Below are 26,474 nucleotides of genomic sequence, written 5' to 3'. Positions count from 1 at the left end.
GCGACAGGTTCCGCCATGCCAGCCGTATTCCTGAAAGACCGCTCGCTTATCTCTATCAGCGGCGCGGAAGCCCAATCCTTCCTGCAGAACCTGATCACTACCGATATCATCGCGCTTGAGGCCGCCGAGGCGCGGCCGGGCGCGCTGCTGACGCCGCAGGGCAAGATCCTGTTCGACTTCATGATCTGGCAGGATGGCGACGGCTATACGATCGAAACGGACACCGATCAGCGCGATGGCCTGCTGAAGCGGCTGACGATGTACAAGCTGCGCGCAGCCGTCACGCTGGCGCCGCGCGCCGAAGAGGGTGTCACCGTTTCCTGGGGCGAAGGTGTCGAGCATGTTCAGGACGGCCAGGGCGTCCGGGACAGTCGCTTCGCCAAGGCAGGAGTCACGTTATTTCGTCGGCCCGGCAAACACGGCAATGGTGAGGAAGCGCTCTACGATGCGCTGCGTATCAGCCACGGCATCGTTACGTCGGGACCGGACTTTACCCTGCAGGACGCCTTCCCGCATGATGTGCTGATGGATTTCAATGACGGCCTCTCCTTCAGGAAGGGTTGCTATGTCGGCCAGGAGGTCGTCTCGCGCATGCAGCACCGCGGCACTGCACGGCGGCGCGTTGTGACCGTTTCCGCCGCTACAGCCTTGCCAGCGACGGGAACTGAGATCACCGCCGCCGGCAAACCTGTTGGCACACTCGGTTCGGTCGAAGGCGACCATGGACTGGCGATCGTGCGCATCGACCGCGCCGGCGCCGCGATGGCGGCAGGTACCCCCCTGCTCGCCGGCGAAACGCCGGTTTCCCTCGTCCTGCCGCAATGGTCCGGCCTTGCCTTTCCCACCAGTGCCGACGAGGCCAGCGCGTGACAGTTGCGAAAGCTCCGCGTGCCTGGCAACGCATGCTGTCCGGGCGCAGGCTCGACCTGCTGGACCCCTCGCCGCTCGATGTCGAACTGATCGACATCGCCCATGGGCTGGCGCGTGTCGCCCGCTGGAACGGCCAGACATCGGGCGATCATGCTTTTTCGGTGGCGCAGCACAGTCTGGTCGTCGAAGACATTTTCCGCCGCTTCAATGATGCCTCCCCGCAGGAATGTCTGATGGCGCTGCTGCATGACGCGCCCGAATATGTGATCGGCGATATGATCTCGCCGTTCAAATCGGTGGTCGGCGGCGGCTACAAGACGGTGGAAAAGCGGCTGGAGGCCGCCGTGCACCTGCGCTTCGGCCTGCCGCCGCATCCCTCGCGCGACCTTAAGGACCGAATCAAGAAGGCCGATACGATCGCCGCCTATTTCGAGGCGACGGTGCTGGCCGGCTTCACACCCGCCGAAGCGCAGAAATTCTTCGGCCAGCCGCGCGGCGTCAGCAGGGAGATGCTGCTGATCGAGCCACTGCCGGCGATCGAAGCGCAGCGGCTGTTCTGCGAACGCTTCGCGGCGCTGGAAGCCGAGCGGGAGATGGTGTCGTGAGCTTCATCGTCGTCTCGCCGCTGTCGCGCATCGCCGAGATGGCGGTGCGCCACAAGGCGCGTGACATGATCAGCCTGATCGCCAAGGAGCAGGCCTTTCACCGGCCGGGCGTGATCGCCGCCGACCGTCACCTGACGCTTGCGATGAACGACATCACTTTCAAGGGCACCGGCGGCCTGGTGGCGCCCGACGAGACGCATGTGCAGGGGATCATCGACTTTGCCGCATCGTGGCGGCAGGAGACGCCGCTTCTCATCCATTGCTGGATGGGTGTGTCGCGATCGCCCGCCGCAGCCCTGATCGCCGCGCTGTCGCTTACACCCGATCAGAGCGAGGAAACGCTTGCCCGCCGGCTGCGGGCGGCCTCGCCTTTCGCGACGCCGAATGCCCGGCTGATCGAGATCGGCGACGCCCTGCTTAACCGCGGCGGCCGGCTGGTTGCGGCAGTGCGGGCAATCGGACGCGGTGCGGATGCCGACGGCAAGACGCCCTTCGTGCTTGCCATCCGGGACGCCGCCTGCGGTTGACGCTGCCGCCAGCCGCCCCATCTAGGCCCGACGACTTACAATCGACAAGGCCAGATCATGCAACAACAGGCAGCCGACGTCCTTCTCGCCACGCAAACGGCGCTCAGCCAGGCGAGCGCGCTGGCGGTGCAATATTCCTTCTCCGTGCTCGGGGCGGTGATCTTGCTCGTTCTCGGCTGGGCGCTCGCCGGTTTTGCCAGCCGCTGGGCTTATGAAGGCCTGTCGCGCGTGCATGGCATCGACGAGACGCTGGCGCGATTCTTCACCAATGTGCTGCGTTACGCGCTGCTCATCCTGGTGTTCATCACCGTGCTCGGCCAATTCGGCGTCCACACCGCCTCGATCATCGCGGCCCTCGGCGCAGCCGGGCTGGCGATCGGACTGGCACTGCAAGGAACGCTGCAGAATATCGCCGCTGGTATCATGCTGCTGATTCTCAGGCCGTTCCGGGTCGGGGAATACATCGAGACCAGCAGCGTGGCCGGCACGGTGCGCGAAATCGGGCTGTTTGCGACCGAACTGAGGACCGCCGACGGGCTCTACCGGTTGGCGCCGAATTCGACGCTCTGGAACACGCCGATTACCAATTTCAGCCGCGAGGCGACGCGGCGGAACGAGCTGAAAATCAAGGTGGAGGATGACCTCGATCAGTCGATGGAAACCTTGATGGGCCTTGCCAAAGCCGATTCCCGGGTGCTGACGTCACCGCAACCCAGCGTCTTCATCGACAGCCTCGGCGACGGTGCGACCTTCGTGACGCTGCGCTACTGGGCAAAGACCGGTGACTGGTGGGGGGTCAGCCGTGACATGGCAAAACGCGTAAAACTCGCCTTCGACGAGAACAACCCGGCCGCGTTGCCGGATGCACCGAACCCCGCGCCGGCAAAGACGTCCAACGGCAGGGCGGCGGCTGAAAAGCCGGCGCCGACGCGGCAGTGAGACATTGATCCAGGAATTCATACGGCAGACTATTGAATGACGCCGCAGGACAGTCTTTCCCCGGCATCCCCCGAGGGCTGGCTGCGATAATCATCCGAATTGGCGTGCACCATCAATGCGCGGCCGCGAATGCCGTCGGTCTTGCCGTCGAGTGTGACCATGCTGTCGAAGACCTGCGCCCTGAGCATCCCGTCCTGTCCGACATATTGATTGGGCATATCGCCAGCATGCGGACCCTTGGCGGCAAGGAGGCCGTGCTCGGCCTTCTCAGGATTAAAGTGACCGCCGGCCGACTCGTGATGGGTCGCGGCGTCGCAGCGGCCGGTCTCATGAATATGGAAGGCGACCCATTTGTTCGCCGGCAGCCCCGATATCTCGACCTCGATCAGGACACCGCCGCTGGCGGCAGCCGTCAGTTGCGCGCGGCCGTCTTCCTTGCCGTCCTTGCCGACGAAATTGGCGACCGCCGTCTGCTTGTCTTGAGCGCCCGCCGGCAATGCAACGGCAAGCAAGCTCAGGGCGGCGATAGTGCACATGGCTTTCATGGAGATCTCCTTCCGTCCGGTTGTCCTTCTGAACGTATCAACCCGGAAGGTGTTCCTATTTTAGAGCGCCGCGCGCCCCAGAAGGCGCGAAGGACGCGCCACCGCTTAGTAGTGGCGCTATGCGCAGGGAGCGCAGAACGGAAAAAGCCGGCCAAACGGCTGGCTTGCAGATGACCCGATTCGGGAGCGGCTCAGGCGACGGCGTCGAAGTCGAACTGGCCGTAAGTATTGCGATAGAGATCGTCCGGTTGATCGCCCGATATCGGCGCCGTCTGCTGCAACGGATAAGGGACGGCGATACTGCTTGCCATGCCGCTGTCACGCGAGTCCATCATCAGCGCAATCAGGTTGCCGGAAAATTTCGGCTGCGTCTCGCTGGTGTGATCCTCGTCCAGAAGTTCCTTGATGATGCCGGGCTTCTCGTCGGCGGCACGTTCGCCGCGGCTGAGCACGCCATCGCCATTGGCATCAAGCCGCGAGAGTGTCGCCAGATATGCATATGAAGTGTCGGAAACGGATGTGGTGCTGGTCATACAAACCTCCATTCACCGCCTTTTGCCGGTGGTGTTTGTACGCAATACGAATGTGGAAAATCACTGATTGACTCGCTGGTTAAACTGATTTGCGCAGTGCGTCAATAAGTTGTTAACTTCTCATTAACGATGATTGACAATGGTTAACGAAATGCCTGGAGGCGGAGCTTTCGGCTGCTTGCAGCCATAGGAGATCGCGGTATTTCAGGGTTTTTTCACATAAAAAACAAATCTCTACCGAGGCGAGACTGTTGCTGCACTGCAACCGAATATTAATCCCGCCGATCCAAAATGGGCGCAACAAGACACTACTCAGACGATCAGCTTATAAAAAATCAATTTCACGTTCATTCTTTGAAAGGTTTTCCGACGCGATGAGGTACGTTCATCAACCAAAGAGGACCGTTGCCGTCGCCGCCGACCGCAAGACGCCTCCACATGAAAGCTGAAGCGCTCTTCTGGCAACAATGCAGCCAGGCCATTACGGCCGATGGATCGGTCGATGCGCATCGTCTGATGGAGCTTGTGATCGCGACCTACCGCGTCCATGAAAATGACTATGACGAAATCGAGCGAAGCGCGGAAACGCTGCTGAGGGAAAATCATGCGCTGCGCGGCAATATGTCGGCCCTCAGTCAGGCATTCGATGGACAGCAGCGACTCTTCGAAATCATCTTCAACAACCTGCCACTCGGTCTCAGCGTCTTCGACGCAGACCAGCGGCTGACGCTTTCCAACATTCGCTTCCGTCAGCTGTTCGGCCTGACGCAGGACGATGTCACTGCCGGCGCGACGATCGCCGATCTCGTCGACAAAATGCGCGGTGCCGAGGGCGCCAAGGCCGCCCGGCGAGCCGGGCGACATTCTTCTGCAACCGCAAACAGCAGCAGTATTCGTCGGCGCGAATGGCTGATGGACGACGGCCGCATCATCCAGAGCATGGTGACCATCCTTGCCGACGGCAGCAGCATCGCCATTCATGCCGATATCACCGAGGATCGAAAGGCGGCCGAGCGCATCACCTATCTCGCCCACCATGACCCGCTGACCGGCCTTCCGAACCGCATCCATTTCCGCGAGCAGGTCGATGCGATGCTCATCGAGCGCAAGCCGCACGAGCAGATCGCCCTCGTTCACCTCAATCTCGACCGGTTCAAATCGATCAACAACATGATGGGCGTGTCAGTCGGCGACACGATCTTGCAGCAGGTCGCCGAGCGCATCCGAGCCTCGGCCGGTTCGGAAAACGCCTTGGCGCGCCTCGGCTCGGATGAATTCGCCATCCTGCAGACAGGCAGGCAGCAGCCGTGGAACGTGACCGCCCTTGCCGAGCAGATCCGCCGTGCGCTTTCCGAGCCATTTTCCCACGGCGAGAAACGAGTGGAACTCGATGTCTCCATGGGGATCGCAGTCGCCCCGGGGGATGGCGAGGAGACCGATATCCTCTTGAAGAATGCCGCCGTGGCGCTGTCGCATGCCAAGGCGGACGGGCGTAAACGCGAGCGTTTCTTCGCCGGCGAGATGGAAGTACAGATGCAGCTGCGCCACGCGCTCGAGGCAGACCTCAAAGCCGCCGTTGAGAGAGAAGAATTCGAGCTGCATTACCAGCCGCTCTATGACCTTTCGCAGCGCCGTATCTGCGGCTTCGAGGCTCTGATCCGCTGGAACCACCCGATCCGCGGCCGCGTTGCGCCGATGGATTTCATTCCGCTCGCCGAAGAGGTCGGCCTCATCGTCGATATCGGCCGCTGGGTTTTGCGCCGAGCCTGCAGCGATGCGGCGCAATGGCCGGAGGGCATCAAGGTCGCCGTCAACGTTTCGGCGATCCAATTCAGCAACAGCGACCTGACCAAGGATGTCAGCGAGGCTCTTGCCGCCGCCGCGGTGTCGCCGTCGCGGCTTGAGCTCGAAATCACCGAGAGCGTGCTGATGGAAAATCTCAGCGAGGTGCTGCCGATCCTGCATGCGCTGAAGGAGCGCGGCATCCGCATCTCGATGGACGATTTCGGCACCGGCTATTCCTCGCTGAGCTATCTGTCGAGCTTCCCCTTCGACAAGATCAAGATCGACAAATCCTTCGTCAACGACATCGTCGACAACAAGGAGGCGCATGCGATCATGCACGCGATCATCCTGCTTGGCGACGCGCTCGGCATGCGCGTCACGGTCGAAGGCGTCGAGACGGCCGCGCAGCTGGCGCTGCTCGAATGCGAGGAATGCGACGAGATCCAGGGTTATCACATCAGTCCGCCGAGACCCGCGCGTGACGTGCCTCGTCTTCTCTCCCTGCCGAAGAATGGCGCCGAGACGCATCTTCCCGAAGCCAGGCGCTGAAACCGGCCTCAATTGCGACTCGCACGGCAAGCCGCTACAAAACCGGCCACGGTCCCCGAGCCTTCATTGTCGCGTGTTTTGACCGAGATCCCGCATCCGCATAACAGGTGACGCAATGTTCGAAGCTGAAGCCTTCTCCCCTCATGAAACCCTTGCAGCGACGCTGATCGCACACGCGGCCGATGGCGACGACGGCTCGCACGATCTCGCCCATATCCTGCGCGTCTTCCGCAACGCCATGCGCATCCACGCTGAAGAAGGCGGCGACGGGCGGGTTCTTGCCGCTTCCGTGCTGCTGCACGACTGCGTCGCCGTCGAGAAGAATTCGCCCCTACGAGCAAAAGCATCGGCTCTGGCGGCGGAAAAGGCATCGGCGATCCTGGCAGATCTCGGCTGGAGAGAGGCGGATATCGAAGATGTGGCTCATGCCGTCACCGCGCATAGTTTCTCGGCCGGGGTGGCGCCGCAAACGCTGGAGGCCAAGATCCTGCAGGACGCCGACCGGCTCGACGCGATCGGCATGGTCGGCGCCGCCCGCTGCTTCTATATCGCCGGCCGACTGGGATCCGGGCTCTATGATCCATTCGACCCGGCGGCAGCAAACCGCCCGCTCGATGACAAGCGTTATGCCGTTGACCATTTCCAGACGAAGCTGTTCAAACTGGCGGACGGATTCCAGACCGAGACCGGTCGCAAGCTGGCGGCCGCGCGGGACAAGAGCCTGCGCGATTTCCTCTCGGAATTCATGGGCGAAATCTAAAGCGCGTCGCATTAGATTTCTCTCACGTGACACGCTTTAGCTCTTTGTTTTATGCATGTCGTTATCCCGGAACCGCTGCACACTTCCGGGAGACATGCATCAGGGGACGAAATCCAGGAGAACGGGCATGCGGATCAGCGACCTCTTTATTTACCCGCTCAAGAGCGCCCGCGGCATTGCACTGCCTTCGGCCGAGATCGACGCCTACGGGCTTCCCGGCGACCGGCGGGCGATGATCACCGATCCCAAGGGCCATTTCATCACCCAGCGCGAATTGCCGGATCTCGCGCGCATCGAGTTGCGGCCGGAACCTGGCGCTTTTCGGCTGCTGATGGAGGGAAAACAGGAAATATCGGTGCCGCCGCCGCGGCGTGACAGCCGCATGGATGTGACCGTGTGGAAATCGACCGTCAGCGCCGCCGTCGCCGATGCCGAGAGCAACCGGCAGCTTTCCGAATGGCTCGGCCGCGAGGTGCAACTGGTCTTCTTCGATGGCCAGGCGCAGCGGACGGCGAATGCCGAATGGGCCGGCGAAGGCGCACCGGTCACCTTTACCGACGGATACCAGATCCTGGTGACGACGACCGGCTCGCTGAAGGCGCTGAATGCCGATCTCGCCGCTCATGGCGAAGGCAGCGTCGGCATGGAACGCTTCCGGCCAAACATCGTCATCGATATCGACGAGGCCTGGCCGGAAGACCGATGGGCGGCGATCGAAATATCAGGCATTCGCTTCGACCTCGTCAAACCCTGCTCGCGCTGCATCATGACGACGCAGGACCAATTGACCGGCTCAGGTGAGGTGCCGAACCCGATGCCGGCCATGGGCCGCATCCGCATGTCGGCCGACCGACGTGTGCCCGGCCCGCTCTTCGGCTGGAACGTCACCCCGCGCGGCAGCGGCAGGATCACGATCGGCGACACCGTCCGCGTCGTCGAAGAGCGGCCAGAGGGCTGGGCGTTGAAGGTTCGTGCGCGAGGGTAGGTCGAATTGCGGAAGAGAACGACGCTTTCTCCCGAATACGTCGCGACATCCTCGTTCCTACGCTCGGGCCGATCGGAGGACAGGATGAAAGAGCAAAGAGCAACGTCCTCAGACACGCCTTGCTCTGAATGAGGAGAGGTGACAAGGCGTGTGCTACACGTCTCTTCTCCCCAGCGGGGAGAAGGTGCCGGCAGGCGGTTGAGGGGGTGAGCGGCAAAACCGCGAATGTGCTGAGCATGAGCGAAGCGCAATGAAAGGTGTGCCGTGCGGCCCCCTCATCCGACCCTTCGGGCCACCTTCTCCCCGCTGGGGAGAAGAGGGAGGCAAGCCGCAACCTTACCACTTTGACGAATCCAATGGATGGCAGTTCGGGCGGACTGACATGTTGGAGGCGTTGAGCGTTGCGCCCGTCTCCTACCCGCGCCCCAGTGCGGCATCAATCCCCGCCAGGACATCGGCCGGCAGTGGTCCCTTTTCCAGCGCGCCGGCATTTTCCTCCACCTGGGCGACTGTGCGGAAGCCCGGAATGGGCAGCGTGCGCGGCGATTTTGCCCAGAGCCATGCAAGCGCCCCTTGCGTCAGCGTGCGGCCACCCGAGGTCAGGAGATCGCGGACGGCGTCGAGCCTTGCGGCGAATTCCGGCGCCATGCGCCCGTCCTTGAAATAAACCATCCAGTCGAGGGCCGCACCGCGGACATCCTTGGCGCCCACCGCTTTGTCGGCGGTGAACTTGCCGGTCAAGAGCCCCATGGCCAGTGGGCCGCGATTGATGGAGATCAGCCCCTGCCCTTCGATCACCGCAATCATTTCCGGCACCGGCTCGAAGACGTTCATCGTATGCTGAACGGAGACATAGCCCGTGCGGCCGGCATGACGGGCGGCACGATCCGGAAAATCGGTGCTCCAGCCGAACGCATCGATCTTGCCTTCGGCGCGCAGCGCTTCCAGCGTATCGAATACGGCATCCGACTGTTCCAACGGAAAATCATTGATGTGGAACTGCAGGAGATCGAGGCGGTCGCGCTTGAGACGACGCAGCGAGGTCTCGACCGAACGGCGGATGAAGGCCTCATCGGCGAAGGCACCGGTTGCCTGCTTGGTGTCCGGGTCGGTGGCAAAGCCGAATTTGGTAGCGATGAGAATGTCGTCACGATTGCCGATCGCCCGGCCGAGCACCTCCTCAGAATGGCCGGCCCCATAATTGGAGGCCGTATCGAAGAAGCGGATGCCGAGTTCGATGGCGCGGCCGATCGCCTCGACGGATTCATCGTCGTCGACTTCGCCCCAGCCGAGCGGCGTGTCACCGGCAAAGAAGGGACCGCCGATCGCCCAGCATCCCATACCGAGACGCGGAATTTCGCGGCCGTTCCAGAGCGTGATCGTTGTCGGGGTTGCGGTCTTGGTCAGCATGAGATCCTCCTTGGCTGGCAGTCCCACAAGACATAGGAGGGGCTCTCATGCGGGTAAACCGCCAAATCCGGAGGATGTTTTGCACTGGTAAAAAACCGGAGTTCAGGCGGAAATACCATTCGGACCCGAAAGTGTCCGCAAGGCTGGATTGAGCGCCTTGAGCGCCGCCTGAACGAAGCCGTCGCGGGCTGCCGCGGCTTCGATGCCGCGCGGTTCATAGACGTGACGATGCAGAAAAAAACCCGTCAGACGGAATGCCGCCGCGAGACTATCGAAGTCGGCCGCTTGGTTGCCTTCGGCACCGAGAAACGGTGGCAGCAGCAGCATCTTATCCGCCCAGGGGGCACCGGCGCTGCGGCTGACGGCGCGGCCGGATTTCGGCGAGACATAGACGAGATCGGACCGGGCGCCGGTCGCGGCGCATTCGGCCAGATCGAGGCCGAAGCCGAGATCATTCAACACCGCAAGCTCGAAACGCACAAAGAGTTCGCCGGCATCGGCCGGGTTGTGCAGGTGATCGAGGATGACCTCCAGCGCATCGAAGAGGTGCGGATGCGGGTCACGCTCCGGCAGCAGCCGCAGCAGCGCGCCCATCGCCTGGACGCCGTAGACGGCGGTGGCCGTTTCCATCAGGCGGGCGGCGCGCAGCGTCACCGGCTCGACGCGGAATTCGCCGAGATGTTCGTCCAGCCTGGCGCGCCAGATGACCTCCACGGCATTGCCGGCCTGCAGCACCGGCTGCATGGCGCGCGAACGGCCGGAGCGCACCAAGCCGAGATGGCGGCCGCGATCACGCGTCATCACCTCGGCGATGACACTCGTCTCGCCATGGCGCTTGACGCCCAGGATGATCGCATGGTCCTGCCACTGCATCGAAAGAAAGTCCTTACGGCTGACGAATCCATCCTAGCGCATAACCCCGAAAATCGGAAAGGCCTGGCTGCTGTCATGGACCGCGTCAGACGACAGCCGGGAAAAGCCTCAGCAGGAATTCACGCATCGCCGTTTCGTCGAAAGGCTTCACCAGAAGCGGAATGTGCTGCAGATCGGGCGGGAAATCGCCGGTATCGGAATAGCCGCTGACGAAACCGAAGGGAATGTCGAGATCGAGAAGATGACGGGCAAATCCGAAACTCATGCCTTCGCCGAGATTGACGTCGAGAAGGGCGAAATCATATGTCTCCGCGGCGATGACAGCCCTCGCCTGCTCCACACTGCCGACGATATCGATATTCTCGACGCCGGCCAGGCGCAGCATATCCTCCGCCTCCATCGCAATGATCAGACTGTCTTCAAGAACCAGAACACGGATTGCGCTCATGATTCCATGCACCCCATCGGGCGCCTGCAGCAGCGCCCTGGCCGTTTCGCCAACATCATTGCCCTCCGGTGCCCCGCATGGCACGCCATCGGTGAATTCCGCCACCATTTCTGAATAAACCATTTTGCCCGGCCGATTAGAATCAAATCGAGGAAAGATGACGGCCGACCTTATTTTCCCAAAAGCTAATGCGCATTTAAAAAAGACATAAGGCCCTTGGCTAGATGAATGGGCGCTTGCTCTCTCCGAGCCCTTCCCAGCCGGAAATAGCCATCAATTCCTCGCCGTTCAGCACTTCACAGCCGCGCTCCTGCCAGCGGATCAACCCGCGTTCACCAAGCTTTTTCAAGGTCTTGTTGGTGTGGACGATGGAAAGGCCGAGTGTATCGGCAATGTGCTGCTGGGTGATGGGAATGAATTTGCGGCCATTGAAGAGATTTAGCTTCCGGCCACGCTCAAACAGGAAAGCGATCAGGTAGGCTGCTCTTTCCAGTGCCGTGCGGCGGCCGATGGAGAGCAGGTGTTCATCCAGAATGCGCTCCTCGCGCGCGGCGATCCAGGTGATGTCGAAGGCGAGTGAGGGATGTTTGTTATAGAGCGTCATCAGCCTGTCGCGCTCGAAGACGCACAGAGAGACCGGCGAAAGCGCTTCGACGGAATGCTGCATCTCGCCGGCAATGGTTCCCTGCAGGCCGATCAGGTCGCCCGGCATGATATAATTCAGGATCTGGCGGCGCCCATCCTCCAGCATCTTGTAGCGAAAGCCCCAGCCGGAAAGCACCGTGAAGAGATGAGCGCTATGAGCGCCCTCGACGAGGATGGTGGAGCCGGCATCGACGGCAAGCTCGCCCCTCTTGAAATGCGAGACGAATTCCAGCTCGTCACGGCTGAATTCCCTGAAATGCGGCAGGGGCCGCAAAGGACATTGCTGGCAAGGGGTCTTGAAAGAGTGGATCGGTCTCGACGTCACCATGTTTGCCCTTGCCGTCGCAAAATCGGCGCGCCGTCCGTGGCGCGCCGTTCATTAAGGAATGCACAAGCCACTGAATTGTTCCGTCAGCGAAGCGGATTTTTTATGCGGAAACAAGGGGCTGGCGGCTAACCGACGAAATCCTTGCCATGCTTATTTCGGGAAATCGAGACCCATTTCGCGGAACCGCTCCGGATCATCGCCCCAATTCTCACGAACCTTGACGAACAGGAAGAGATGGACCGGCTGCTCGAGAATCTCCGACAATTCCTTGCGCGACGCAGTCGAGATCGCCTTGATGGTTTCACCACCCTTGCCGAGCGCAATCTTCTTCTGGCTGTCGCGCTCGAGATAGATCACCTGCTCGATCCGCACCGAGCCGTCCTTGCGCTCTTCCCACTTTTCCGTTTCAACGTGCGAGGCGTAGGGAAGCTCCTGGTGCAGGCGCAGAAACAGCTTCTCGCGGGTAATCTCGGCGGCGAGCTGGCGCATCGGCAGATCGGAGATCTGGTCTTCCGGATAGTACCACGGCCCCTCCGGCAGCGTTTTCGCCAGATAGTCCATAACGTCATCGCAACCGGAGCCATTTTCGGCTGAGATCATGAAGGTGCGCTCGAAGGCGATCTTCTCGTTAGCCGCGGCCGCCAGCGCCAGCAGATCCTCGCGGTTGACGCGGTCGATCTTATTGAGCAGCAGGATCTTCGGCTGCCGGACTTCCTTGAGGCCTTCGAGAATGGCTTCGGCATCGCCGCGCAGGCCGCGCTCGCTGTCGATCAAGAGCACGATCAGATCTGCATCCCTCGCCCCGCCCCAGGCCGAGGTCACCATGGCGCGGTCGAGCCGGCGGCGCGGCTTGAAGATACCGGGCGTATCCATGAAGACGATCTGGGCGTTGTCGTGGATGGCGATGCCGCGGACGATGGCGCGTGTCGTCTGCACCTTATGGCTGACGATCGAGACCTTGGCGCCGACGAGGCGGTTCACCAGCGTCGACTTGCCAGCATTGGTCGGCCCGATCAGCGCGACGAAGCCCGAATGTGTCGGACCATTGGGTTCTGCGGCAGCTTCGGCCGCGATATCTTCTTCTTGTGTCATTGTCCCGTCAGTTTCCGGCAGGCGATTGCTGCCAAATGCCTTCGCGCTCAAGCATCTTCGTCGCCGCAACCTGTTCCGCGGCACGCTTCGATCGCTCTACGCCGGTTTCCGGCTTTATGCCAGCAACTTCCACCGTCACCTTGAAACGCGGATCATGATCCGGTCCGCTGCGTTCATCAACCCGGTAGTTGGGCGTGACTCCGAATTTCGCGTGCGACCATTCCTGCAGCTCGGTTTTGGCGTCGCGCTTAGCGCCATCGGCCCTGACCGCCCTGCCCTGCCAGTAGCGCAGGATGAAGCGGCGGGCAACTTCGAGGCCGCCATCGAGATAGATCGCGGCGATCAGGCTTTCGACGACATCAGCGCGCACGTTCATCATCCGCTTGCCGGTCAATTTCTTCACATCGGCGCCGGTGCGGATATAGAGATGAAGATTGAGTTCGTCGGCGACCGCGGCACAGGTTTCGGCGCTGACCAGCTGGTTGAGGCGAACCGAGAGTTCGCCTTCCCCCGCCGTGCCAAAGGTGCGGAACAGCAGTTCGGCAATGCAGAGACCGAGCACCCTGTCGCCGAGGAATTCCAGCCGTTCGTAATTGCCGCCCTTCTCAGTGCGGGCGCTGGCATGGGTCAGCGCCCGGTCGAGGCGTTCCTTTTCGGCGAAGTCGTGACCGATCAGGCCTTCAAGCTTTGCGCGGTCTGCCGCAGAAAGCGTCTGCGCCTTGCTCATTCAACAACCTTAAAGAGGCGGTCCCAGCGCATGTTCGTCGGCCATTTCCAGATTTCGCGGAAGGAGGTGTCGTTGCCGAGCGAGAAGAAGATGACGCTGGCGCGGCCAACAAGATTCTCGGCCGGCACGAAGCCGACGTCGAAGCGGCTGTCGAGCGAGTTGTCGCGGTTGTCGCCCATCATGAAATAATGGCCTTCCGGCACGATAAACTCGCGGGTGTTATCGCCGCGCGACACGGGAGACTGATCGAGCGTGTCGTAAGTCTTGCCGCTGTCGAGCGTTTCGCGGAAGACCGGCACATCGGCGCCCGGATCAAGCTTGTAATCCGACGTGAAGGTACCGTCGGCCACCTTCGGAACCGGCTTTCCGTTGACGTAGAGCACGCCGTCCGTAACCTGGACATGGTCGCCCGGCAGGCCGATGCAGCGCTTGATGTAATCAACCTCGGGGTTCGGCGGGAAGCGGAAGACGACGATGTCACCGCGCTTCGGATCGGCGCCGAACAGGCGGCCGCTGAAGATGTCGGGCGAGAAGGGCAACGAATATTTCGAATAGCCGTAAGCGAACTTATTGACGAAGATGTAGTCGCCGACAAGCAGCGTCGGCATCATCGAACCGGACGGAATGGTAAAGGGCTGAAACAGCACCGTTCGGATCACCATCGCCAAAATCAGCGCCTGGATAATGACCTTGATATTTTCCCAGAGGGCGTTCGGCTTGGCTTCGACTTTTTCGGACACGCAGTCTTATTCCTTCAAGACGCCGCGGAGGCGCAATTTTTTCTGTCGTTCTCTCTAGCGGCTTCGGCCGGTTGCGGCAATGGCGACAATGTCAAAAGCGACGAGAGGTCGCGTCAACGCTTCCGGGGTCGCGATCACAGACTCTCGGGCAACGCCTCGATAATCACGAAGGCCTGCGCCAAGGGATAATCATCCGTTATTGTCAAATGAATGGCGGGCCTGTGGCCCGCGGGCAGCATCGATTCGAGGATCAGGGCGGCAGCACCCGACAAAACCATGGTCGGCTTGCCGCTCGGCAGGTTGACGACGCCCATGTCCTTCCAGAAGACGCCCTGGGATATGCCGGTGCCGAGCGCCTTGGAACAAGCCTCCTTGGCGGCAAAACGCTTGGCATAGGAGGCACCGCGATTTGCCCGGCGGTCGGACCGCGCGCGCTCGATCTCGGTGAAGCAGCGATGGGTGAAACGGTCGCCGAAGCGCTCGATGGATTTCTCGACGCGGCGAATGTCGATCAGATCGCTGCCAATGCCGATGATCATGCCGGAACCTTCCGTCGCTTAAGATTTGTTGACCAGGTTCATACGCTGGGCATGTCGCCGGCAGGGCTCGCCAGACGCAGACGCGCCCGCTCCAGCAGCCGGGTGTGGCGGCGCGTTTGAAAACCCTTCACGGTGTAGAATGTCAGCGCATAGAGCGCAACGGAGGTGACGATCGCCGGCGGAATGGCGCCGACCAGCATCGGTTCCAGCACCGGCCTCCATAGCTCACTGAAGTTCAGCTTGTGAAACAGAGCGGCCAAATCAATCGCCTGACCGGCCAGATGATCCTCACGGCTGAGCAGTAGATGCCCGATCTCCCAGGTGATGCCCCAGATGAAGGGATAGGTCAGCGGATTGCCGAAGGCGGCGCAACCGAGGGCGGCGGCCACCATGCTGCCGGAGAGGAAATAGGTGATGACGAAGGCCATGACGAAATGCACGCCGATGAAAGGCGTCCACGAGACGAAGACACCGGCAGCGACGCCGGCCGCAACCGCGTGCGGCGAAGCGCTCAGGCGCAGGATGCGCATTGAGAGGTAACGGAGCGGGCGAAGGAAACCTTTGCGGGGCCATAGAAGCTCTCGCATCTTTTCCTTGAACCCGGCGGGCTTGCGACGGCGAAATAACATGGCCGGTATTTAGTGCAGCGCACCTGACCATGACAAGGGCGGCAAATGATACCGCCGAAAAAACAGCTCAGTCCTCTCAGCAGAGAAGAGCTTGTTCATGCCGAGGGGCGTCCGTTATGCATAACGTCCCTCACTCGGTTCAAGTATAAAGTTCAGTATCAGCGATTGCGGAACAGACCGCGGTCGACCTGGCGCTGACGAAACTCGAGATCGATACGATCGAACGAGCCGTTCAAATAAGCCATTTCACGTTCCTGGGCAGTCGGAGCGCGAAGGGCGCGAGCGATTTTCCTGATAGGGTCAAACATTATCTTGTCTCATCTTCTGTTTACGTTTCGATGACCAGAAGATAGTCGCGGCAAAGGTTAATTACCACCGCCGCAACATGGAGACAGCCATGCGTTAAGCGCATTGCTTGCCGTTTCCATGTGCCATCCCGACCACAAAACGATCACAAAATGTGCAATTTATCGGTTCAAGGGCGGACAGGATTAACAAAAGCCTACTCGTAGAGCCGCCGGACCGTGGCGATGCAGTCCAGTTCCTTCATCTGGGCGAGCAGCTGATTGAGCTGACGCAGGTCCCAGACCTCGACCTCGAGCATCATTTCGGTGAAATCGGCCGCGACCCGCACCGTATTCAGCAAGCGGATATTGACGTCGAGGCCTGCAACCGTCTGGGCGACCTTGGCAAGCGTGCCGGGCTCATTCAACCCATTCACCATGATGCGCGCCATGAAACGCGACTTGTTGGCTTCGTCGAGATCCCAGCGGACGTCGATCCAACGGTCGGGCTGATCGTCGAAGCGCTGCAGGCTCGGCGACTGGATCGGATAGATGGTGATGCCCTTGCCCTGGTCCATGATGCCGACGATGCGATCGCCGGGCACCGCGCCCGTTGACGCGAACTTGACGTCGACATTGCCGGACAGGCCGCGGATCGGCCCGATATCGACGTCCGTGTCGACTTCCGGATGGCGGCCGTCTAGCCCGGGCTTGGCCTTTCCGGGGATCTTGAAGATCATGCCGGCTGCGCTGCGAACATTGAACCAGCCGTCGTCGCCTGAAGGCTTCACTGTGACGCGCTCATCCTGATGGTCGGGATAGACGGCGCGCAGCACATCGAGCGAGGACATCTCGCCGCGGCCGACGGCAGCGATCGCATCCTCGACATCCTTCTGGCCGAGACGGTGCAGCGCCGGCTTCATCGCCTCGCGGGAGAAGATCTTGCCGGCCCTATCGAAGGTGCGCTCGAGAATGCGGTGGCCGAGGCCGGCATATTGCTTGCGGATCGCCATGCGGGTGGCGCGGCGGATGGCGGCGCGCGCCTTGCCGGTGACGACGATCTCCTCCCAGGCGGCGGGCGGGACCTGCACGCCGGAGCGAATGATCTCGACCTCGTCGCCATTGGCAAGCCGCGTCACCAGCGGCATGATGCGGCCGTTGATCTTGGCGCCGACCGTGGTATCGCCGATATTGGTGTGCACCGCATAGGCGAAATCGATCGGCGTGGCGCCACGCGGCAAGGCAATCAGCTTGCCCTTCGGCGTGAAGCAGAAGACTTGGTCCTGGAAGAGCTCCAGCTTGGTGTGTTCGAGGAATTCCTCCGGGCTGTCGCCCTCGGCCAGAGCCTCGATCGTATGGCGCAGCCAGGAATAGGCATTGGATTCACGCGAGAGGATGTCGCCGTCGGCATTGGTGGCGCCGTCCTTATAGAGCGTGTGGGCGGCGATGCCGAATTCGGCGATTTCGTGCATGCGCTTGGTGCGGATCTGCAGTTCGATACGCTGGCTGGAGGGGCCGACGATGGTGGTGTGCAGCGAACGGTAATCGTTCTGCTTCGGCGTCGAGATATAATCCTTGAAGCGGCCGGGCACGACGCGCCAGCGGGTGTGGACGATGCCGAGCGCCCGGTAACAGGACGGAATGTCCTCGACGATCAATCGGAAACCGTAGACATCGGAAAGCTGCTCGAAGGAAAGCGACTTCGACTGCATCTTGCGGAAGACCGAATAGGGCTTCTTCTGCCGGCCCTTGACATAGGCGCTCGTCAGGCCGCTTGCGACAAGCAGGTCGCGCAGTTCTGCCTCGATCTTCTTAACGATGCCCTCGTTGCGCTTGGAAAGCTCTTCCAGCCTTTTGGTGACGGTGTCGTAGGCTTCCGGGTTCATATGGCGGAAGGAGAGTTCCTCCAGCTCCTCGCGCATATCCTGCATGCCCATGCGGCCGGCGAGCGGCGCATAGATTTCCATCGTCTCCTCGGAGATGCGGGCACGTTTGTCGGCCGACATGTGATCGAGGGTGCGCATATTGTGCAGGCGATCGGCAAGCTTGACGAGCAGCACGCGCACATCGTCTGATATGGCGAGCAGCAGCTTGCGCAGGTTCTCGGCCTGCTTGGCCTTCTTGGTGACGAGATCGAGCTTCTTGATCTTGGTCAGACCCTCGACCAGGCGGCCGATATCCTCGCCGAAGAGTTCGTCGATTTCGGCGCGGGTCGCCGTCGTATCCTCGATCGTATCGTGCAGCAGGGCCACTGCGATCGTCGATTCATCGAGGTGCATGTCGGTGAGGATAGCGGCGACTTCGAGCGGGTGGGAAATATAGGGATCGCCGCTGGCGCGCTTTTGCTGGCCATGCTTCTGCATGGCGTAGACATAGGCTTTGTTCAGCAGTGCTTCATTGGCATCGGGCTTGTATTGCTGAACCCGCTCCACGAGCTCGTACTGCCGCATCATTCCAAAGCCACTCCGGTAAAAATAAAAGCGCGCCAATCAACGATTGGCGCACACATGGGCAATAATATGCCTAAGCAATAAAGGCGCAAGATTGACGATTGGTAATCATCGCTCTTTCGCATCGCATGATTTTCGGTTCGCATGCGACCGGGATCACATACGACCTGGGATCAGCCTGCCCGCTTAGTAGTCGTCGCTCTTCTCAGGCGGCACCAGGCCTTCGATGCCGGCAAGCAGTTCTTCTTCCGACATCTGGTCGAAGGTGATCGTTTCCGGCAGGTCGTCCTGCTCCTCGCTGTCGGCTGCGGCGACACCGCCGGCGGCGATCATGCTGGCCGGATCGGGCTCGGGCTCGTCGACTTCGACATGCTTCTGCAGCGAATGGATCAGGTCTTCCTTGAGGTCATCGGGCGAAAGCGTCTCGTCGGCGATTTCGCGCAACGCCACGACCGGGTTCTTGTCGTTGTCGCGATCGATGGTGATCGAGGCGCCCTGAGAAATCAGCCGGGCGCGGTGGCTGGCGAGCAGAACCAGCTCGAAGCGGTTCTCCACCTTGTCGATGCAATCTTCAACTGTGACACGGGCCATTGCCTGTCCTTTACGGTCGTCATTTCGGGATTAGCACGCCCGATACAATTAAAACCGGGCAAATACAAGTTTTTCATTCCGGCTCCCCTCGTCTTTATAAGCGGCTGAGCTAAATTTCCATGGAGAATGTCACAATTCCACCTGAGGTTGCTTGGAATATGCCGAATCGTGCCCTAAATCTTTCATATATGAATAATTGTTAAAGTATGGATCAGAGCAAAATCAAAAACACAACTCATTGATTTTATTGAATTTTGGTCCTGCGGATTTCGATTGCTCTCATTGGATTGGTAAGCGATGTTTGACCCACGCGAAAAAATTGCACTCTTCATTGACGGCGCCAATCTCTACGCTGCATCCAAGAGCCTCGGTTTCGACATAGATTACCGCAAGCTCTTGAAAGCATTCCAGAAACGCGGCTATCTCCTGCGCGCTTACTATTATACCGCTCTGATCGAGGATCAGGAATATTCCTCGATCCGGCCGCTGATCGACTGGCTCGACTATAATGGCTATAAGGTCGTGACCAAGCCCGCCAAGGAATTCACAGATTCCATGGGTCGCAGAAAGATCAAGGGCAACATGGACATCGAGCTTGCGATCGACGCGATGGAACAGTCCGAAACGGTCGATCATCTCGTCATTTTCTCGGGCGACGGCGACTTCACCAACCTCGTCGAGGCGTTGCAACGCAGGGGCCGCAAGGTTTCGGTGATCTCGACCATGGCGACCCAGCCGCCGATGATCGCCGACGACCTGCGCCGCCAGGCCGATCATTTCATCGATCTCTTGTCGTTGAAGGCTGAAATCGGTCGTGATCCCGCCGAGCGCGCCCCGCGCCCTGCCGAAGTCGCGCCGGCCAGCGACTTCGAGGACTGATCTGGCCGGTTATCCCGAAACCGAGTAACCGTAACCCTATGGTTGCCATGCAAAACGGCAATCGTCAGCCGTTATCCTTCAGCAGGCGGCTCTTCTGCCGGTTCCAATCGCGCTCCTTCTCGGACTCGCGCTTATCGTGCAATTTCTTGCCCTTGGCGAGCGCCAGTTCCATCTTCGCCCGACCGCGATCGTTGAAATAGATCTTCAGCGGGATCAGCGTCATGCCCTCGCGGTTGACGGCAGAGCGCAGGCGATGGATCTCGCGACCCGACAGCAGCAGCTTGCGGCGCCGGCGCGGTTCGTGATTGAAGCGGTTCGCCTGCAGATATTCCGGCAGGTAGGAATTGATCAGCCAGATCTCGCCGCCCTCGTCCGACGCATAGGATTCGGCGATATTGGCCTTGCCTTCGCGCAACGACTTGACCTCCGTGCCCATCAGCACGAGGCCGGCCTCATAAGTATCGATGATCTCGTAGTTGAAGCGGGCCTTGCGGTTTTCGGCCACGACCTTGTTCACCACGCGCTGGCTGCCTTTGGGGGCCATGACAATATTCCCTTCGGGGCGCAAAAGCTGCGCCCTCATTGCTTGCCCTCTATGTAAGGGAACGACCCGGCCTTGTGAAGACGGCCGGTCTCCTCAGTTCAGCAGCCCGGCATGGCGAAGGGCGGCGTCGATCGCCGCTTCCGTTGCCGGCTCCAGCGTCGACAACAGCGGCGAGCGGACGTTGCGGCTCATGCGGCCAAGCCGGGAGAGCCCGTATTTGGCGCCGCAAAGTCCGGGTTCCAGGAAGATCGCCCTGTGCAGCGGCATCAGCCGATCCTGATATTCCAGCGCGCTGGCATAGTCGCCTTTCAGCGTCGCCGCCTGGAAATCGGCGCAGAGGCGCGGGGCGACATTGGCCGTGACCGAAATGCAACCGACGCCGCCATGGGCGTTGAAGCCGAGCGCCGTCGCGTCCTCGCCGGACAATTGCCGGAAATCCTTGCCGCAGGTGATGCGCTGTTCGGAGACGCGCTCGATCTTGCCCGTCGCATCCTTGACGCCGACGATATTGCCATGCGCCTTGGCGAGCGCGCCCATCGTTTCCGGCGTCATGTCGACCACCGAGCGGCCGGGGATATTGTAGATATAGATCGGCAGATCGACAGCCTTTGCGATCGCCGAAAAATGCGCGATCAAGCCCTTTTGCGTCGGCTTGTTGTAGTAAGGAGTGACGACCAGAACCGCATCCGCACCGACCTTTTCGGCATGCTGGGCAAGCTCGATCGCCTCGCCTGTATTGTTCGAGCCGGCGCCGGCCATGACGGGAACGCGTTTTGCAGCAACCTCGATGCACAATTCCACGACCCGCTTGTGCTCGGCATGCGACAGCGTCGGGGATTCGCCCGTCGTGCCGACAGGAACGAGACCACTGCTGCCTTCCTTGATCTGCCAGTCGACATGCGCGGCGAAGCTGCCTTCGTCGATCAGTCCGGCATCGGTGAAGGGGGTGACGAGGGCGGGAATGGACCCATTGAACATGCAAAGCTCCTCACGACCAAATCCTTGCTTCGGCCGCATTCCATGAATATTTTGCGCACCATAGAGCGCCGAAATCATCGCGACAAGCGCGTAGAGTTCGGTTTAGGGCAAATTCCGATAGCAGATGTGAATGAATTTTACCTGGTACGGTAAGGTTTCGTTAAGATGCCTCTAGCCAAATGGCAGGGCGTGTTTTCGTTGCGAGATCCTGGATGAAGAAAGCTGTCCTGATTCTGTCCGCCTTCGGCTTTATTGCCGCTGCGTGGAGCAGCGTAGCGTCGCCGCTTCCCGGCGAGAGCACGGCCATGCCCGCTGTGAAGCCGATCGGCTTCGTTCCCGAAACATCCATGCCGGAATCGATCACAACCGGCGCCATTCCGCGCAATCCGGCCATCGCGCCCGTCAACGGCGACCTGAAATCCGGCCTCGACGCGCTTTCCGACAAGGATCCGCGGCTGGCGCTATCGATCCGCGACAATATGCAAGCGGGTACGCTCGACCGCCATATCCTCACCTGGGCGATCGCCGTTTCCGGATTGAGGGGCGTTCCCTCCTATGAAATCGCCGGTGCTGCGCAGGAGCTCAAGAGCTGGCCGGGCCTTTCGCGGCTGCGTGCCTATTCCGAACGCGCGCTCTATGACGAAAACCCCGCCCCATCGGCTGTGCTTGCCGCCTTCGGCGATACCGCGCCTGAGACGATGCAGGGCGCCGTCATCCTCGGCCGGGCGCTGGTTGCAACAGGCAAACAGGCGCAGGCAGCAAAATATATCCGCAAGGTCTGGCGCGGAGAGGCTCTCGACAAGGCGACCGAGGACAAGATCCTCATCGAATTTTCCGCGCTGTTGACGCCGGCCGACCATAAGGCTCGGATGGACTATCTGATGTATCGCGGCCGGGTGGCGCAGGCCAAGCGCTTCGGCGACATGGGCCAGGCTCAAACGCTCTACAAGGCATGGGCCGCCGTCGACGCCAAAGCCGGCAATGCCGGCGCGCTGCTCGACGCCGTCGATGCGCGATGGCGCAGCGATGCCGGCCTGCTGTTTGCGCGGATCGAATATCTGCGCAAGCAGGACAAATATGCCGAGGCGGCGGCACTGCTGGGACAGATGCCGCCCGAGCGCAGCGAGCTCGTCAATTCCGGCGAGTGGTGGAACGAGCAGCGCATCGTCAGCCGCGGCCTCGTCGACCAGGGACAGTTCAAGCCTGCCTATCGCATCGTCGCAAACTACGCTGCAACGAGCCCGACGGATATTGTCGAGGCTGAATTCCATGCCGGGTGGTACGCGCTTCGTGGCCTGCAGGATCCGGCAACGGCGGAAAAACATTTCCGCAAGATCCTCCAGACCTCGAACGGACCGATCTCGGTTTCCCGCGCTTGGTATTGGCTGGGACGAGCGGCGGAGGCCGGAGGTCCTGGCAAATCGAGCGAATTCTATGCGAAGGCTGCGACCTTCCCCGGCACTTTCTATGGCCAGCTCGCGGCAGAACGGCTGGGGCAAAAAACGCTGAACGTTACCTATCCCTCGCCGAGCACGGCCGACCGACAACACTTCCAGGCACGCGAAGCCGTGCAGGCCATCGCCCGGCTGGAAGCCGCCGGCCATGGCTGGCGGGCCGACATTCTCTATCTCGCTCTCGCCGACCAACTGCAGAGCCCCGGTGAACTGGCAGTGCTTGCGGCACAGGCCGAGCAATCCGGCGATCATCATCTGTCGCTGCAGATCGGCAAGATCGCCTATGGCCGCGGCATCGATGTCGCAGCGCTCGCCTTTCCGGTGGGCGTCATCCCCGCGAACGCCAATATTTCAGGCTCAGGCAAGGCGCTTGCCTATGCCATCGCCCGGCAGGAAAGCGCCTTTAACCCGGCGGCCGTTTCGGCGGCCAATGCACGGGGATTGCTGCAGCTTCTGCCTGGGACGGCCCAGGCGGTGGCCAAGCGCCACAACATCGCCTATTCGAAAGACAAGCTGACCGCCGATGCCGGCTACAACGCCACGCTCGGCGCGCATTATCTCGGCGAGCAGATCGACGCCTTCGGCGGCTCCTATATCCTCACCTTCATCGCCTATAATGCCGGGCCGAAGCGGGTACCGGAATGGATCGGCCGCTACGGCGATCCGCGCGGCAAATCGATCGACGAGATCGTCGATTGGATCGAGCGCATCCCCTTCCCCGAAACGCGGAACTACGTCCAGCGGGTGATGGAGAATTACGAGGTCTACAAAGCTCGTCTCGGCCAGTCCACAGATATCGAGCGCGACCTCATCGGCGGACGCAGCGCCTCCTGAAGCCGTTTGGCGCGGCTCGAAAAGCAGGCTACATCTTCGGGATCAACAACTCTCGAGGGATGCGATGCCGGATACGAATCCAAGCGGTTTCCAGGAACGGTTTTACACCTCTCCCGATGGTCTGACGCTTTATGCCCGCGACTATCGGCCGGACGAGACGGTGGCTGCCGGACGGCTGCCGGTCATCTGCCTGCCCGGCCTCACCCGCAATACGCGGGATTTTCATCGGCTGGCGCTGCTTCTCTCCCGGGACATGACAGCACCGCACCGGGTCATCGCGCTCGATTCGCGCGGACGGGGAAATTCGGCGCGGGACGAGAACAAAGCGAACTACAATCTTACTATGGAAGCCGGGGACGTCGTTGCCGCCTGCGCGGCGCTCGGCATCGAGCGGGCGGTCTTCATCGGCACGTCCCGGGGCGGGCTGATCCTGCATCTGCTCGCGGCGACCAGGCCGGATCTTCTCGAAGCGGTCATTCTCAACGATATCGGGCCCGTGCTCGAGGCCGAGGGGCTGGCGCTGATCCGCGACTACCTCAACAGCGGCAGAAAACCGATAGACTGGGGTGAGGCGGTCGATATCTTGAGGGATAATCATGGCGCGTCCTTTGCCGCGCTTGCGGAGCAAGACTGGCGCGAGATGGCGCTAGCGCTTTATCGCGATGGCGGCGGAAGGCCGGTGGCCGATTTCGATCCGGCGATCGCCGAAGCGCTGAAATCGATCGATTTCAGCCAGCCGCTGCCCGATCTCTGGGAGCAATTCGAGCGCCTGGCGCACTTACCGCTGATGCTGATCCGCGGCGAAAATACGTCTCTGCTTTCACGGGAAACCGCAGACGAAATGTCACGGCGGCATCCGGGCATGATCCTTCATGCCGCCGAAGGACAAGGACATGCGCCTCTTCTGCATCTCGGCAATATCCCCGCAGCGATTCGAGCTTTTCTCGCCTCCTGCCGATAAAGCGCGCCGCACTGGTCTCATTTGAATCAAGCGCCGCGCTTTCGCTCGTTGTACTGATGCATTTCATTATCCGGGAAGCGCCGCACACTTCCGGGCGACATGAATTTGTCTCATCGAAGCCGGGCGGCGGGCAGAGGCGCGATCCGCCCAATGCAAAAAGCCCGGCTCAGAGAGCCGGGCTTTCCTGATTGACCGAAGTCAGATCAGATTAGAACGAACGCTGCAGACGGAAGTAGCCCGTCGTGGAGTCGTCAGCATTGTCCGGATCGAGGTACTGAACCGAAGCCTTGGCGTAGAAGTTATCAACGATCTGGTAATCAACCGTCAGACCAACCTTCCAAGCGTCGTCATCGCTGAAGTCGTCGCCAGCAACGTAGTAGTTGCTGTAGTACTGGACGCCAGGAGTGATCTTGAGCTTGTCGGTTGCCTTGATAGCGTATTCGGCAGCGATAGCCCATTCAGCCTTGGTGTAGTAGGAGCTCGGGCCAGTAGCGTATACGGCAGCGAGGCCGAGCGTACCGGGACCGATGTCAACCGTACCCATTGCGCGGACAGCACCTTCTTCATTGTCGACGTCGTAGCCGGCAGTGATCTGGTAGCTGAAGGCACCAGCCTTGCCGCCGAGACCAACGGCAACGCCGACGTTGTTCGGGTCTTCGTCCGTCTTGTAGAAGCCGTCTTCCAGCTCGTCGACGCTGATGCCAGCGTAGAAATCACCGGTTTCGTACTGATAACGGATGGAGTTATGCAGCGTGACCGGCGAGCCGATGTCGTCGGTTTCGCCAGAGAGACCATCGTCCCACCAGCTGTAGAAGAGACCAGCGCGGAAGCCAGCGATATCGAGGTAAGCGGAGTCGAGCTTGGCGCTCTGATCGGTGGCGTTGTCAGCATTGAACTGCATGACGATAACACCGGTCAGCGGACCGTATTCGGTGTCGCTCTTGGCAGTGAACTGAACCTGACCGCGAGTAACCGCATCCCAGTCGGAGTCGTTACCGCGCGTCAGCGAATTGCCAACCCGATCGCCAACGTTAACCTGGAAACGGATGTAGCCTTCGATCTTGAGGCAGGTTTCGGTGCCCGGGATGTAGAAGTAGCCGGTGCCGTAAGCGTCGCAGACGCGGACGTATTCAACCGGTTCCGGCTCGGCAGCAACGATAGCGTCAGCAGCCTGAGCACCGGAAACTACTGCGAGAGCAGCAGCGGAGCCGAGAAGAAGGCTCTTGATGTTCATAAATGACCTCCAATTCAAAGTTTCGATCGGGTTTGGGATCTTTCGCTGAGCAGCGTTCCCTGCCCCATTCCCGTGTTTCAAGAAGTGGACGATCAGTCGCCCTTGCTTCCGAGGGTGAAAATACAAGACGGCGGCCGTCACGCAATCACCAACTTGCTCGGATGGGGGGTTTGGGGAAGCCTTCCCGACATTCTGTTGCTGAAAGGACACAAGTTGGGCAAACCGCCGCGATTTCCTTTATGCTTTGTTAAGAAAACCCTGATTTTGCGGCGACTTAGGTCAGATGAACCGCCAACTGGACATGGGCTTCGCAACACATTTGCGACGTTTTTTTGACGATATCCGGATGCTGGAGGGGATATCTCCACCGCTGTAAGCGTAACCGAAGATGCACTGATCCGGTTACAGTGCTTGCCGGGACATGCGAGCGGGCGGTGATTCCGACTGGCGATTCTCTCGCTGAAGACGGAGGCATTTTCTCATCGAGTGGCCATCAAGCCTTGCCGTCCAGCGGCCACGAGAGATAGCCGCCTAAGCGAAGGCGATGCTCTGACGGGAGACTAAAGGATCGATCTGAACTGGGAAAATCAAAATGGCGGAGAAGATGGGATTCGAACCCACGATACGCTTTTGACGTATACTCCCTTAGCAGGGGAGCGCCTTCGACCACTCGGCCACCTCTCCGGTGCGGCCTAACTATGGTGACCGGTCTGTGAATGCAAGGGTTTTTTCAGGT

The 26,474-nt window shown here is 60.6% G+C and carries 27 protein-coding genes and 1 tRNA gene; 10 read left to right on the top strand and 18 right to left on the bottom strand.

All coding sequences use genetic code 11. The annotated features are described in order from the left end of the window. The first annotated feature begins 15 nt into the window (after positions 1-15). From RLEG4DRAFT_RS16250 to RLEG4DRAFT_RS16235, 4 genes are read left to right on the top strand one after another with little or no spacing between them, the layout of a single operon-like run. Entirely contained in the window at positions 16-870 is an 855-nt protein-coding gene (locus tag RLEG4DRAFT_RS16250; RefSeq protein WP_003578289.1) for a YgfZ/GcvT domain-containing protein, read from the top strand. Continuing rightward, positions 867-1,475 (top strand): YfbR-like 5'-deoxynucleotidase, encoded by a 609-nt coding sequence (locus RLEG4DRAFT_RS16245; protein ID WP_003578288.1) that lies wholly within the window; start codon positions 867-869, stop codon positions 1,473-1,475. Before RLEG4DRAFT_RS16250 ends, RLEG4DRAFT_RS16245 begins: the two co-directional genes overlap by 4 nt. After that, positions 1,472-2,002, top strand: a complete 531-nt coding sequence (locus tag RLEG4DRAFT_RS16240; RefSeq protein ID WP_003578286.1) for a tyrosine phosphatase family protein — start codon at positions 1,472-1,474, stop codon at positions 2,000-2,002. The genes RLEG4DRAFT_RS16245 and RLEG4DRAFT_RS16240 overlap by 4 nt, the downstream gene beginning before the upstream one ends. A 57-nt stretch (positions 2,003-2,059) precedes the next feature. Next, positions 2,060-2,941: a mechanosensitive ion channel family protein gene (locus tag RLEG4DRAFT_RS16235; RefSeq protein ID WP_003578283.1), complete on the top strand. Its 882-nt coding sequence runs from the start codon at positions 2,060-2,062 to the stop codon at positions 2,939-2,941. Between the two features lie 29 nt (positions 2,942-2,970). On the opposite strand, the gene RLEG4DRAFT_RS16230 is transcribed toward RLEG4DRAFT_RS16235, so the two are convergent. After that, a complete protein-coding gene (locus RLEG4DRAFT_RS16230) occupies positions 2,971-3,486 on the bottom strand; it encodes a superoxide dismutase family protein (RefSeq protein WP_003578282.1) in 516 nt (171 codons plus the stop codon). Positions 3,487-3,677: 191 nt separating this feature from the next. Then, entirely contained in the window at positions 3,678-4,031 is a 354-nt protein-coding gene (locus tag RLEG4DRAFT_RS16225) for a hypothetical protein (RefSeq protein ID WP_171898216.1), read from the bottom strand. Between the two features lie 426 nt (positions 4,032-4,457). Between RLEG4DRAFT_RS16225 and RLEG4DRAFT_RS16220 the strand changes: the two genes are divergently transcribed. The 3 genes from RLEG4DRAFT_RS16220 (at position 4,458) to RLEG4DRAFT_RS16210 (ending at position 8,098) form a co-directional block, all read left to right on the top strand. Then, positions 4,458-6,353 (top strand): putative bifunctional diguanylate cyclase/phosphodiesterase, encoded by a 1,896-nt coding sequence (locus RLEG4DRAFT_RS16220; protein ID WP_003578278.1) that lies wholly within the window; start codon positions 4,458-4,460, stop codon positions 6,351-6,353. A gap of 115 nt (positions 6,354-6,468) precedes the next feature. After that, on the top strand, positions 6,469-7,113 hold the full coding sequence (locus RLEG4DRAFT_RS16215; RefSeq protein ID WP_003578276.1) for an HD domain-containing protein: 645 nt from the start codon (positions 6,469-6,471) through the stop codon (positions 7,111-7,113). A gap of 127 nt (positions 7,114-7,240) precedes the next feature. Further along, positions 7,241-8,098 (top strand): MOSC domain-containing protein, encoded by an 858-nt coding sequence (locus RLEG4DRAFT_RS16210; protein WP_003578275.1) that lies wholly within the window; start codon positions 7,241-7,243, stop codon positions 8,096-8,098. A 414-nt stretch (positions 8,099-8,512) separates the two neighbouring features. Here RLEG4DRAFT_RS16210 and RLEG4DRAFT_RS16205 read toward each other — a convergent pair whose 3' ends face one another. The 12 genes from RLEG4DRAFT_RS16205 to rpoZ all read right to left on the bottom strand — a co-directional run bounded on the left by RLEG4DRAFT_RS16205 (position 8,513) and on the right by rpoZ (position 18,854). Beyond that, positions 8,513-9,508, bottom strand: coding sequence for an aldo/keto reductase (locus tag RLEG4DRAFT_RS16205; protein WP_003578274.1), 996 nt, complete (start codon positions 9,506-9,508; stop codon positions 8,513-8,515). A 102-nt stretch (positions 9,509-9,610) separates the two neighbouring features. Then, positions 9,611-10,381 (bottom strand): DNA repair protein RecO, encoded by a 771-nt coding sequence (gene recO / locus RLEG4DRAFT_RS16200; protein ID WP_003578273.1) that lies wholly within the window; start codon positions 10,379-10,381, stop codon positions 9,611-9,613. A gap of 85 nt (positions 10,382-10,466) precedes the next feature. Continuing rightward, positions 10,467-10,952: a response regulator gene (locus RLEG4DRAFT_RS16195; RefSeq protein WP_037093785.1), complete on the bottom strand. Its 486-nt coding sequence runs from the start codon at positions 10,950-10,952 to the stop codon at positions 10,467-10,469. Between the two features lie 97 nt (positions 10,953-11,049). Continuing rightward, a complete protein-coding gene (locus RLEG4DRAFT_RS16190; protein WP_003578271.1) occupies positions 11,050-11,802 on the bottom strand; it encodes a Crp/Fnr family transcriptional regulator in 753 nt (250 codons plus the stop codon). A 150-nt stretch (positions 11,803-11,952) separates the two neighbouring features. After that, a complete protein-coding gene (era, locus tag RLEG4DRAFT_RS16185) occupies positions 11,953-12,894 on the bottom strand; it encodes a GTPase Era (RefSeq protein WP_003578270.1) in 942 nt (313 codons plus the stop codon). 7 nt (positions 12,895-12,901) lie between these two features. Continuing rightward, a complete protein-coding gene (rnc, locus tag RLEG4DRAFT_RS16180) occupies positions 12,902-13,621 on the bottom strand; it encodes a ribonuclease III (protein WP_003578269.1) in 720 nt (239 codons plus the stop codon). After that, positions 13,618-14,361, bottom strand: coding sequence for a signal peptidase I (lepB, locus tag RLEG4DRAFT_RS16175; RefSeq protein WP_003578268.1), 744 nt, complete (start codon positions 14,359-14,361; stop codon positions 13,618-13,620). Before lepB ends, rnc begins: the two co-directional genes overlap by 4 nt. Positions 14,362-14,495: 134 nt before the next feature. Further along, a complete protein-coding gene (acpS, locus tag RLEG4DRAFT_RS16170; protein WP_003578267.1) occupies positions 14,496-14,900 on the bottom strand; it encodes a holo-ACP synthase in 405 nt (134 codons plus the stop codon). A gap of 38 nt (positions 14,901-14,938) precedes the next feature. Further along, positions 14,939-15,529, bottom strand: a complete 591-nt coding sequence (locus RLEG4DRAFT_RS16165; protein ID WP_003578266.1) for a DUF2062 domain-containing protein — start codon at positions 15,527-15,529, stop codon at positions 14,939-14,941. Positions 15,530-15,687: 158 nt separating this feature from the next. Beyond that, complete coding sequence (locus RLEG4DRAFT_RS38895) at positions 15,688-15,837, bottom strand: DUF3563 family protein (protein WP_003578264.1); 150 nt, start codon at positions 15,835-15,837, stop codon at positions 15,688-15,690. Positions 15,838-16,031: 194 nt separating this feature from the next. Further along, a complete protein-coding gene (locus RLEG4DRAFT_RS16160; protein ID WP_003574259.1) occupies positions 16,032-18,266 on the bottom strand; it encodes a RelA/SpoT family protein in 2,235 nt (744 codons plus the stop codon). Positions 18,267-18,449: 183 nt separating this feature from the next. Next, the gene (rpoZ, locus tag RLEG4DRAFT_RS16155) at positions 18,450-18,854 is read right to left on the bottom strand and encodes a DNA-directed RNA polymerase subunit omega (protein ID WP_003574261.1); all 405 of its coding nucleotides are present in this window, start codon (positions 18,852-18,854) and stop codon (positions 18,450-18,452) included. A gap of 297 nt (positions 18,855-19,151) precedes the next feature. Here rpoZ and RLEG4DRAFT_RS16150 point away from each other — a divergent pair, with 297 nt between their 5' ends. Beyond that, positions 19,152-19,733 (top strand): NYN domain-containing protein, encoded by a 582-nt coding sequence (locus RLEG4DRAFT_RS16150; protein ID WP_003578261.1) that lies wholly within the window; start codon positions 19,152-19,154, stop codon positions 19,731-19,733. A gap of 64 nt (positions 19,734-19,797) precedes the next feature. Here the strand turns inward: RLEG4DRAFT_RS16150 and smpB are convergent, their stop codons facing one another. Together smpB and dapA are read right to left on the bottom strand one after the other, a co-directional pair. Next, positions 19,798-20,277, bottom strand: coding sequence for an SsrA-binding protein SmpB (smpB, locus tag RLEG4DRAFT_RS16145; RefSeq protein WP_012557117.1), 480 nt, complete (start codon positions 20,275-20,277; stop codon positions 19,798-19,800). A 93-nt stretch (positions 20,278-20,370) separates the two neighbouring features. After that, a complete protein-coding gene (gene dapA / locus RLEG4DRAFT_RS16140; protein ID WP_003578259.1) occupies positions 20,371-21,255 on the bottom strand; it encodes a 4-hydroxy-tetrahydrodipicolinate synthase in 885 nt (294 codons plus the stop codon). A 212-nt stretch (positions 21,256-21,467) separates the two neighbouring features. Here dapA and RLEG4DRAFT_RS16135 point away from each other — a divergent pair, with 212 nt between their 5' ends. Next, positions 21,468-23,543, top strand: coding sequence for a lytic transglycosylase domain-containing protein (locus tag RLEG4DRAFT_RS16135; protein WP_003578258.1), 2,076 nt, complete (start codon positions 21,468-21,470; stop codon positions 23,541-23,543). 64 nt (positions 23,544-23,607) lie between these two features. Beyond that, positions 23,608-24,504, top strand: coding sequence for an alpha/beta fold hydrolase (locus RLEG4DRAFT_RS16130; RefSeq protein WP_003578256.1), 897 nt, complete (start codon positions 23,608-23,610; stop codon positions 24,502-24,504). A 208-nt stretch (positions 24,505-24,712) separates the two neighbouring features. Here RLEG4DRAFT_RS16130 and RLEG4DRAFT_RS16125 read toward each other — a convergent pair whose 3' ends face one another. Further along, on the bottom strand, positions 24,713-25,738 hold the full coding sequence (locus RLEG4DRAFT_RS16125) for a porin (protein ID WP_003578255.1): 1,026 nt from the start codon (positions 25,736-25,738) through the stop codon (positions 24,713-24,715). Between the two features lie 593 nt (positions 25,739-26,331). Continuing rightward, positions 26,332-26,422, bottom strand: a tRNA-Ser gene (locus tag RLEG4DRAFT_RS16120). Between the last annotated feature and the right edge of the window lie 52 nt (positions 26,423-26,474).

It is taken from the genome of Rhizobium leguminosarum bv. trifolii WSM2297 (genome assembly GCF_000271845.1).
The sequence above is the reverse complement of the archived record's forward strand: the minus strand, read 5'-3'. Positions and strand labels throughout refer to the sequence as shown.

Coding starts and splice junctions, on each gene's coding strand:
- RLEG4DRAFT_RS16165 (WP_003578266.1), bottom strand. CDS start 15,529: ATGTTATTTCGCCGTCGCAAGCCCGCCGGGTTCAAGGAAAAGATGCGA.
- RLEG4DRAFT_RS16220 (WP_003578278.1), top strand. CDS start 4,458: ATGAAAGCTGAAGCGCTCTTCTGGCAACAATGCAGCCAGGCCATTACG.
- RLEG4DRAFT_RS16190 (WP_003578271.1), bottom strand. CDS start 11,802: ATGGTGACGTCGAGACCGATCCACTCTTTCAAGACCCCTTGCCAGCAA.
- recO (WP_003578273.1), bottom strand. CDS start 10,381: ATGCAGTGGCAGGACCATGCGATCATCCTGGGCGTCAAGCGCCATGGC.
- rnc (WP_003578269.1), bottom strand. CDS start 13,621: ATGAGCAAGGCGCAGACGCTTTCTGCGGCAGACCGCGCAAAGCTTGAA.
- RLEG4DRAFT_RS16135 (WP_003578258.1), top strand. CDS start 21,468: ATGAAGAAAGCTGTCCTGATTCTGTCCGCCTTCGGCTTTATTGCCGCT.
- era (WP_003578270.1), bottom strand. CDS start 12,894: ATGACACAAGAAGAAGATATCGCGGCCGAAGCTGCCGCAGAACCCAAT.
- RLEG4DRAFT_RS16150 (WP_003578261.1), top strand. CDS start 19,152: ATGTTTGACCCACGCGAAAAAATTGCACTCTTCATTGACGGCGCCAAT.
- RLEG4DRAFT_RS16125 (WP_003578255.1), bottom strand. CDS start 25,738: ATGAACATCAAGAGCCTTCTTCTCGGCTCCGCTGCTGCTCTCGCAGTA.
- acpS (WP_003578267.1), bottom strand. CDS start 14,900: ATGATCATCGGCATTGGCAGCGATCTGATCGACATTCGCCGCGTCGAG.
- RLEG4DRAFT_RS16210 (WP_003578275.1), top strand. CDS start 7,241: ATGCGGATCAGCGACCTCTTTATTTACCCGCTCAAGAGCGCCCGCGGC.
- RLEG4DRAFT_RS16250 (WP_003578289.1), top strand. CDS start 16: ATGCCAGCCGTATTCCTGAAAGACCGCTCGCTTATCTCTATCAGCGGC.
- RLEG4DRAFT_RS16195 (WP_037093785.1), bottom strand. CDS start 10,952: ATGGTTTATTCAGAAATGGTGGCGGAATTCACCGATGGCGTGCCATGC.
- smpB (WP_012557117.1), bottom strand. CDS start 20,277: ATGGCCCCCAAAGGCAGCCAGCGCGTGGTGAACAAGGTCGTGGCCGAA.
- RLEG4DRAFT_RS16230 (WP_003578282.1), bottom strand. CDS start 3,486: ATGAAAGCCATGTGCACTATCGCCGCCCTGAGCTTGCTTGCCGTTGCA.
- rpoZ (WP_003574261.1), bottom strand. CDS start 18,854: ATGGCCCGTGTCACAGTTGAAGATTGCATCGACAAGGTGGAGAACCGC.
- RLEG4DRAFT_RS16205 (WP_003578274.1), bottom strand. CDS start 9,508: ATGCTGACCAAGACCGCAACCCCGACAACGATCACGCTCTGGAACGGC.
- RLEG4DRAFT_RS16130 (WP_003578256.1), top strand. CDS start 23,608: ATGCCGGATACGAATCCAAGCGGTTTCCAGGAACGGTTTTACACCTCT.
- dapA (WP_003578259.1), bottom strand. CDS start 21,255: ATGTTCAATGGGTCCATTCCCGCCCTCGTCACCCCCTTCACCGATGCC.
- RLEG4DRAFT_RS16225 (WP_171898216.1), bottom strand. CDS start 4,031: ATGGAGGTTTGTATGACCAGCACCACATCCGTTTCCGACACTTCATAT.
- RLEG4DRAFT_RS16215 (WP_003578276.1), top strand. CDS start 6,469: ATGTTCGAAGCTGAAGCCTTCTCCCCTCATGAAACCCTTGCAGCGACG.
- RLEG4DRAFT_RS38895 (WP_003578264.1), bottom strand. CDS start 15,837: ATGTTTGACCCTATCAGGAAAATCGCTCGCGCCCTTCGCGCTCCGACT.
- RLEG4DRAFT_RS16235 (WP_003578283.1), top strand. CDS start 2,060: ATGCAACAACAGGCAGCCGACGTCCTTCTCGCCACGCAAACGGCGCTC.
- RLEG4DRAFT_RS16160 (WP_003574259.1), bottom strand. CDS start 18,266: ATGATGCGGCAGTACGAGCTCGTGGAGCGGGTTCAGCAATACAAGCCC.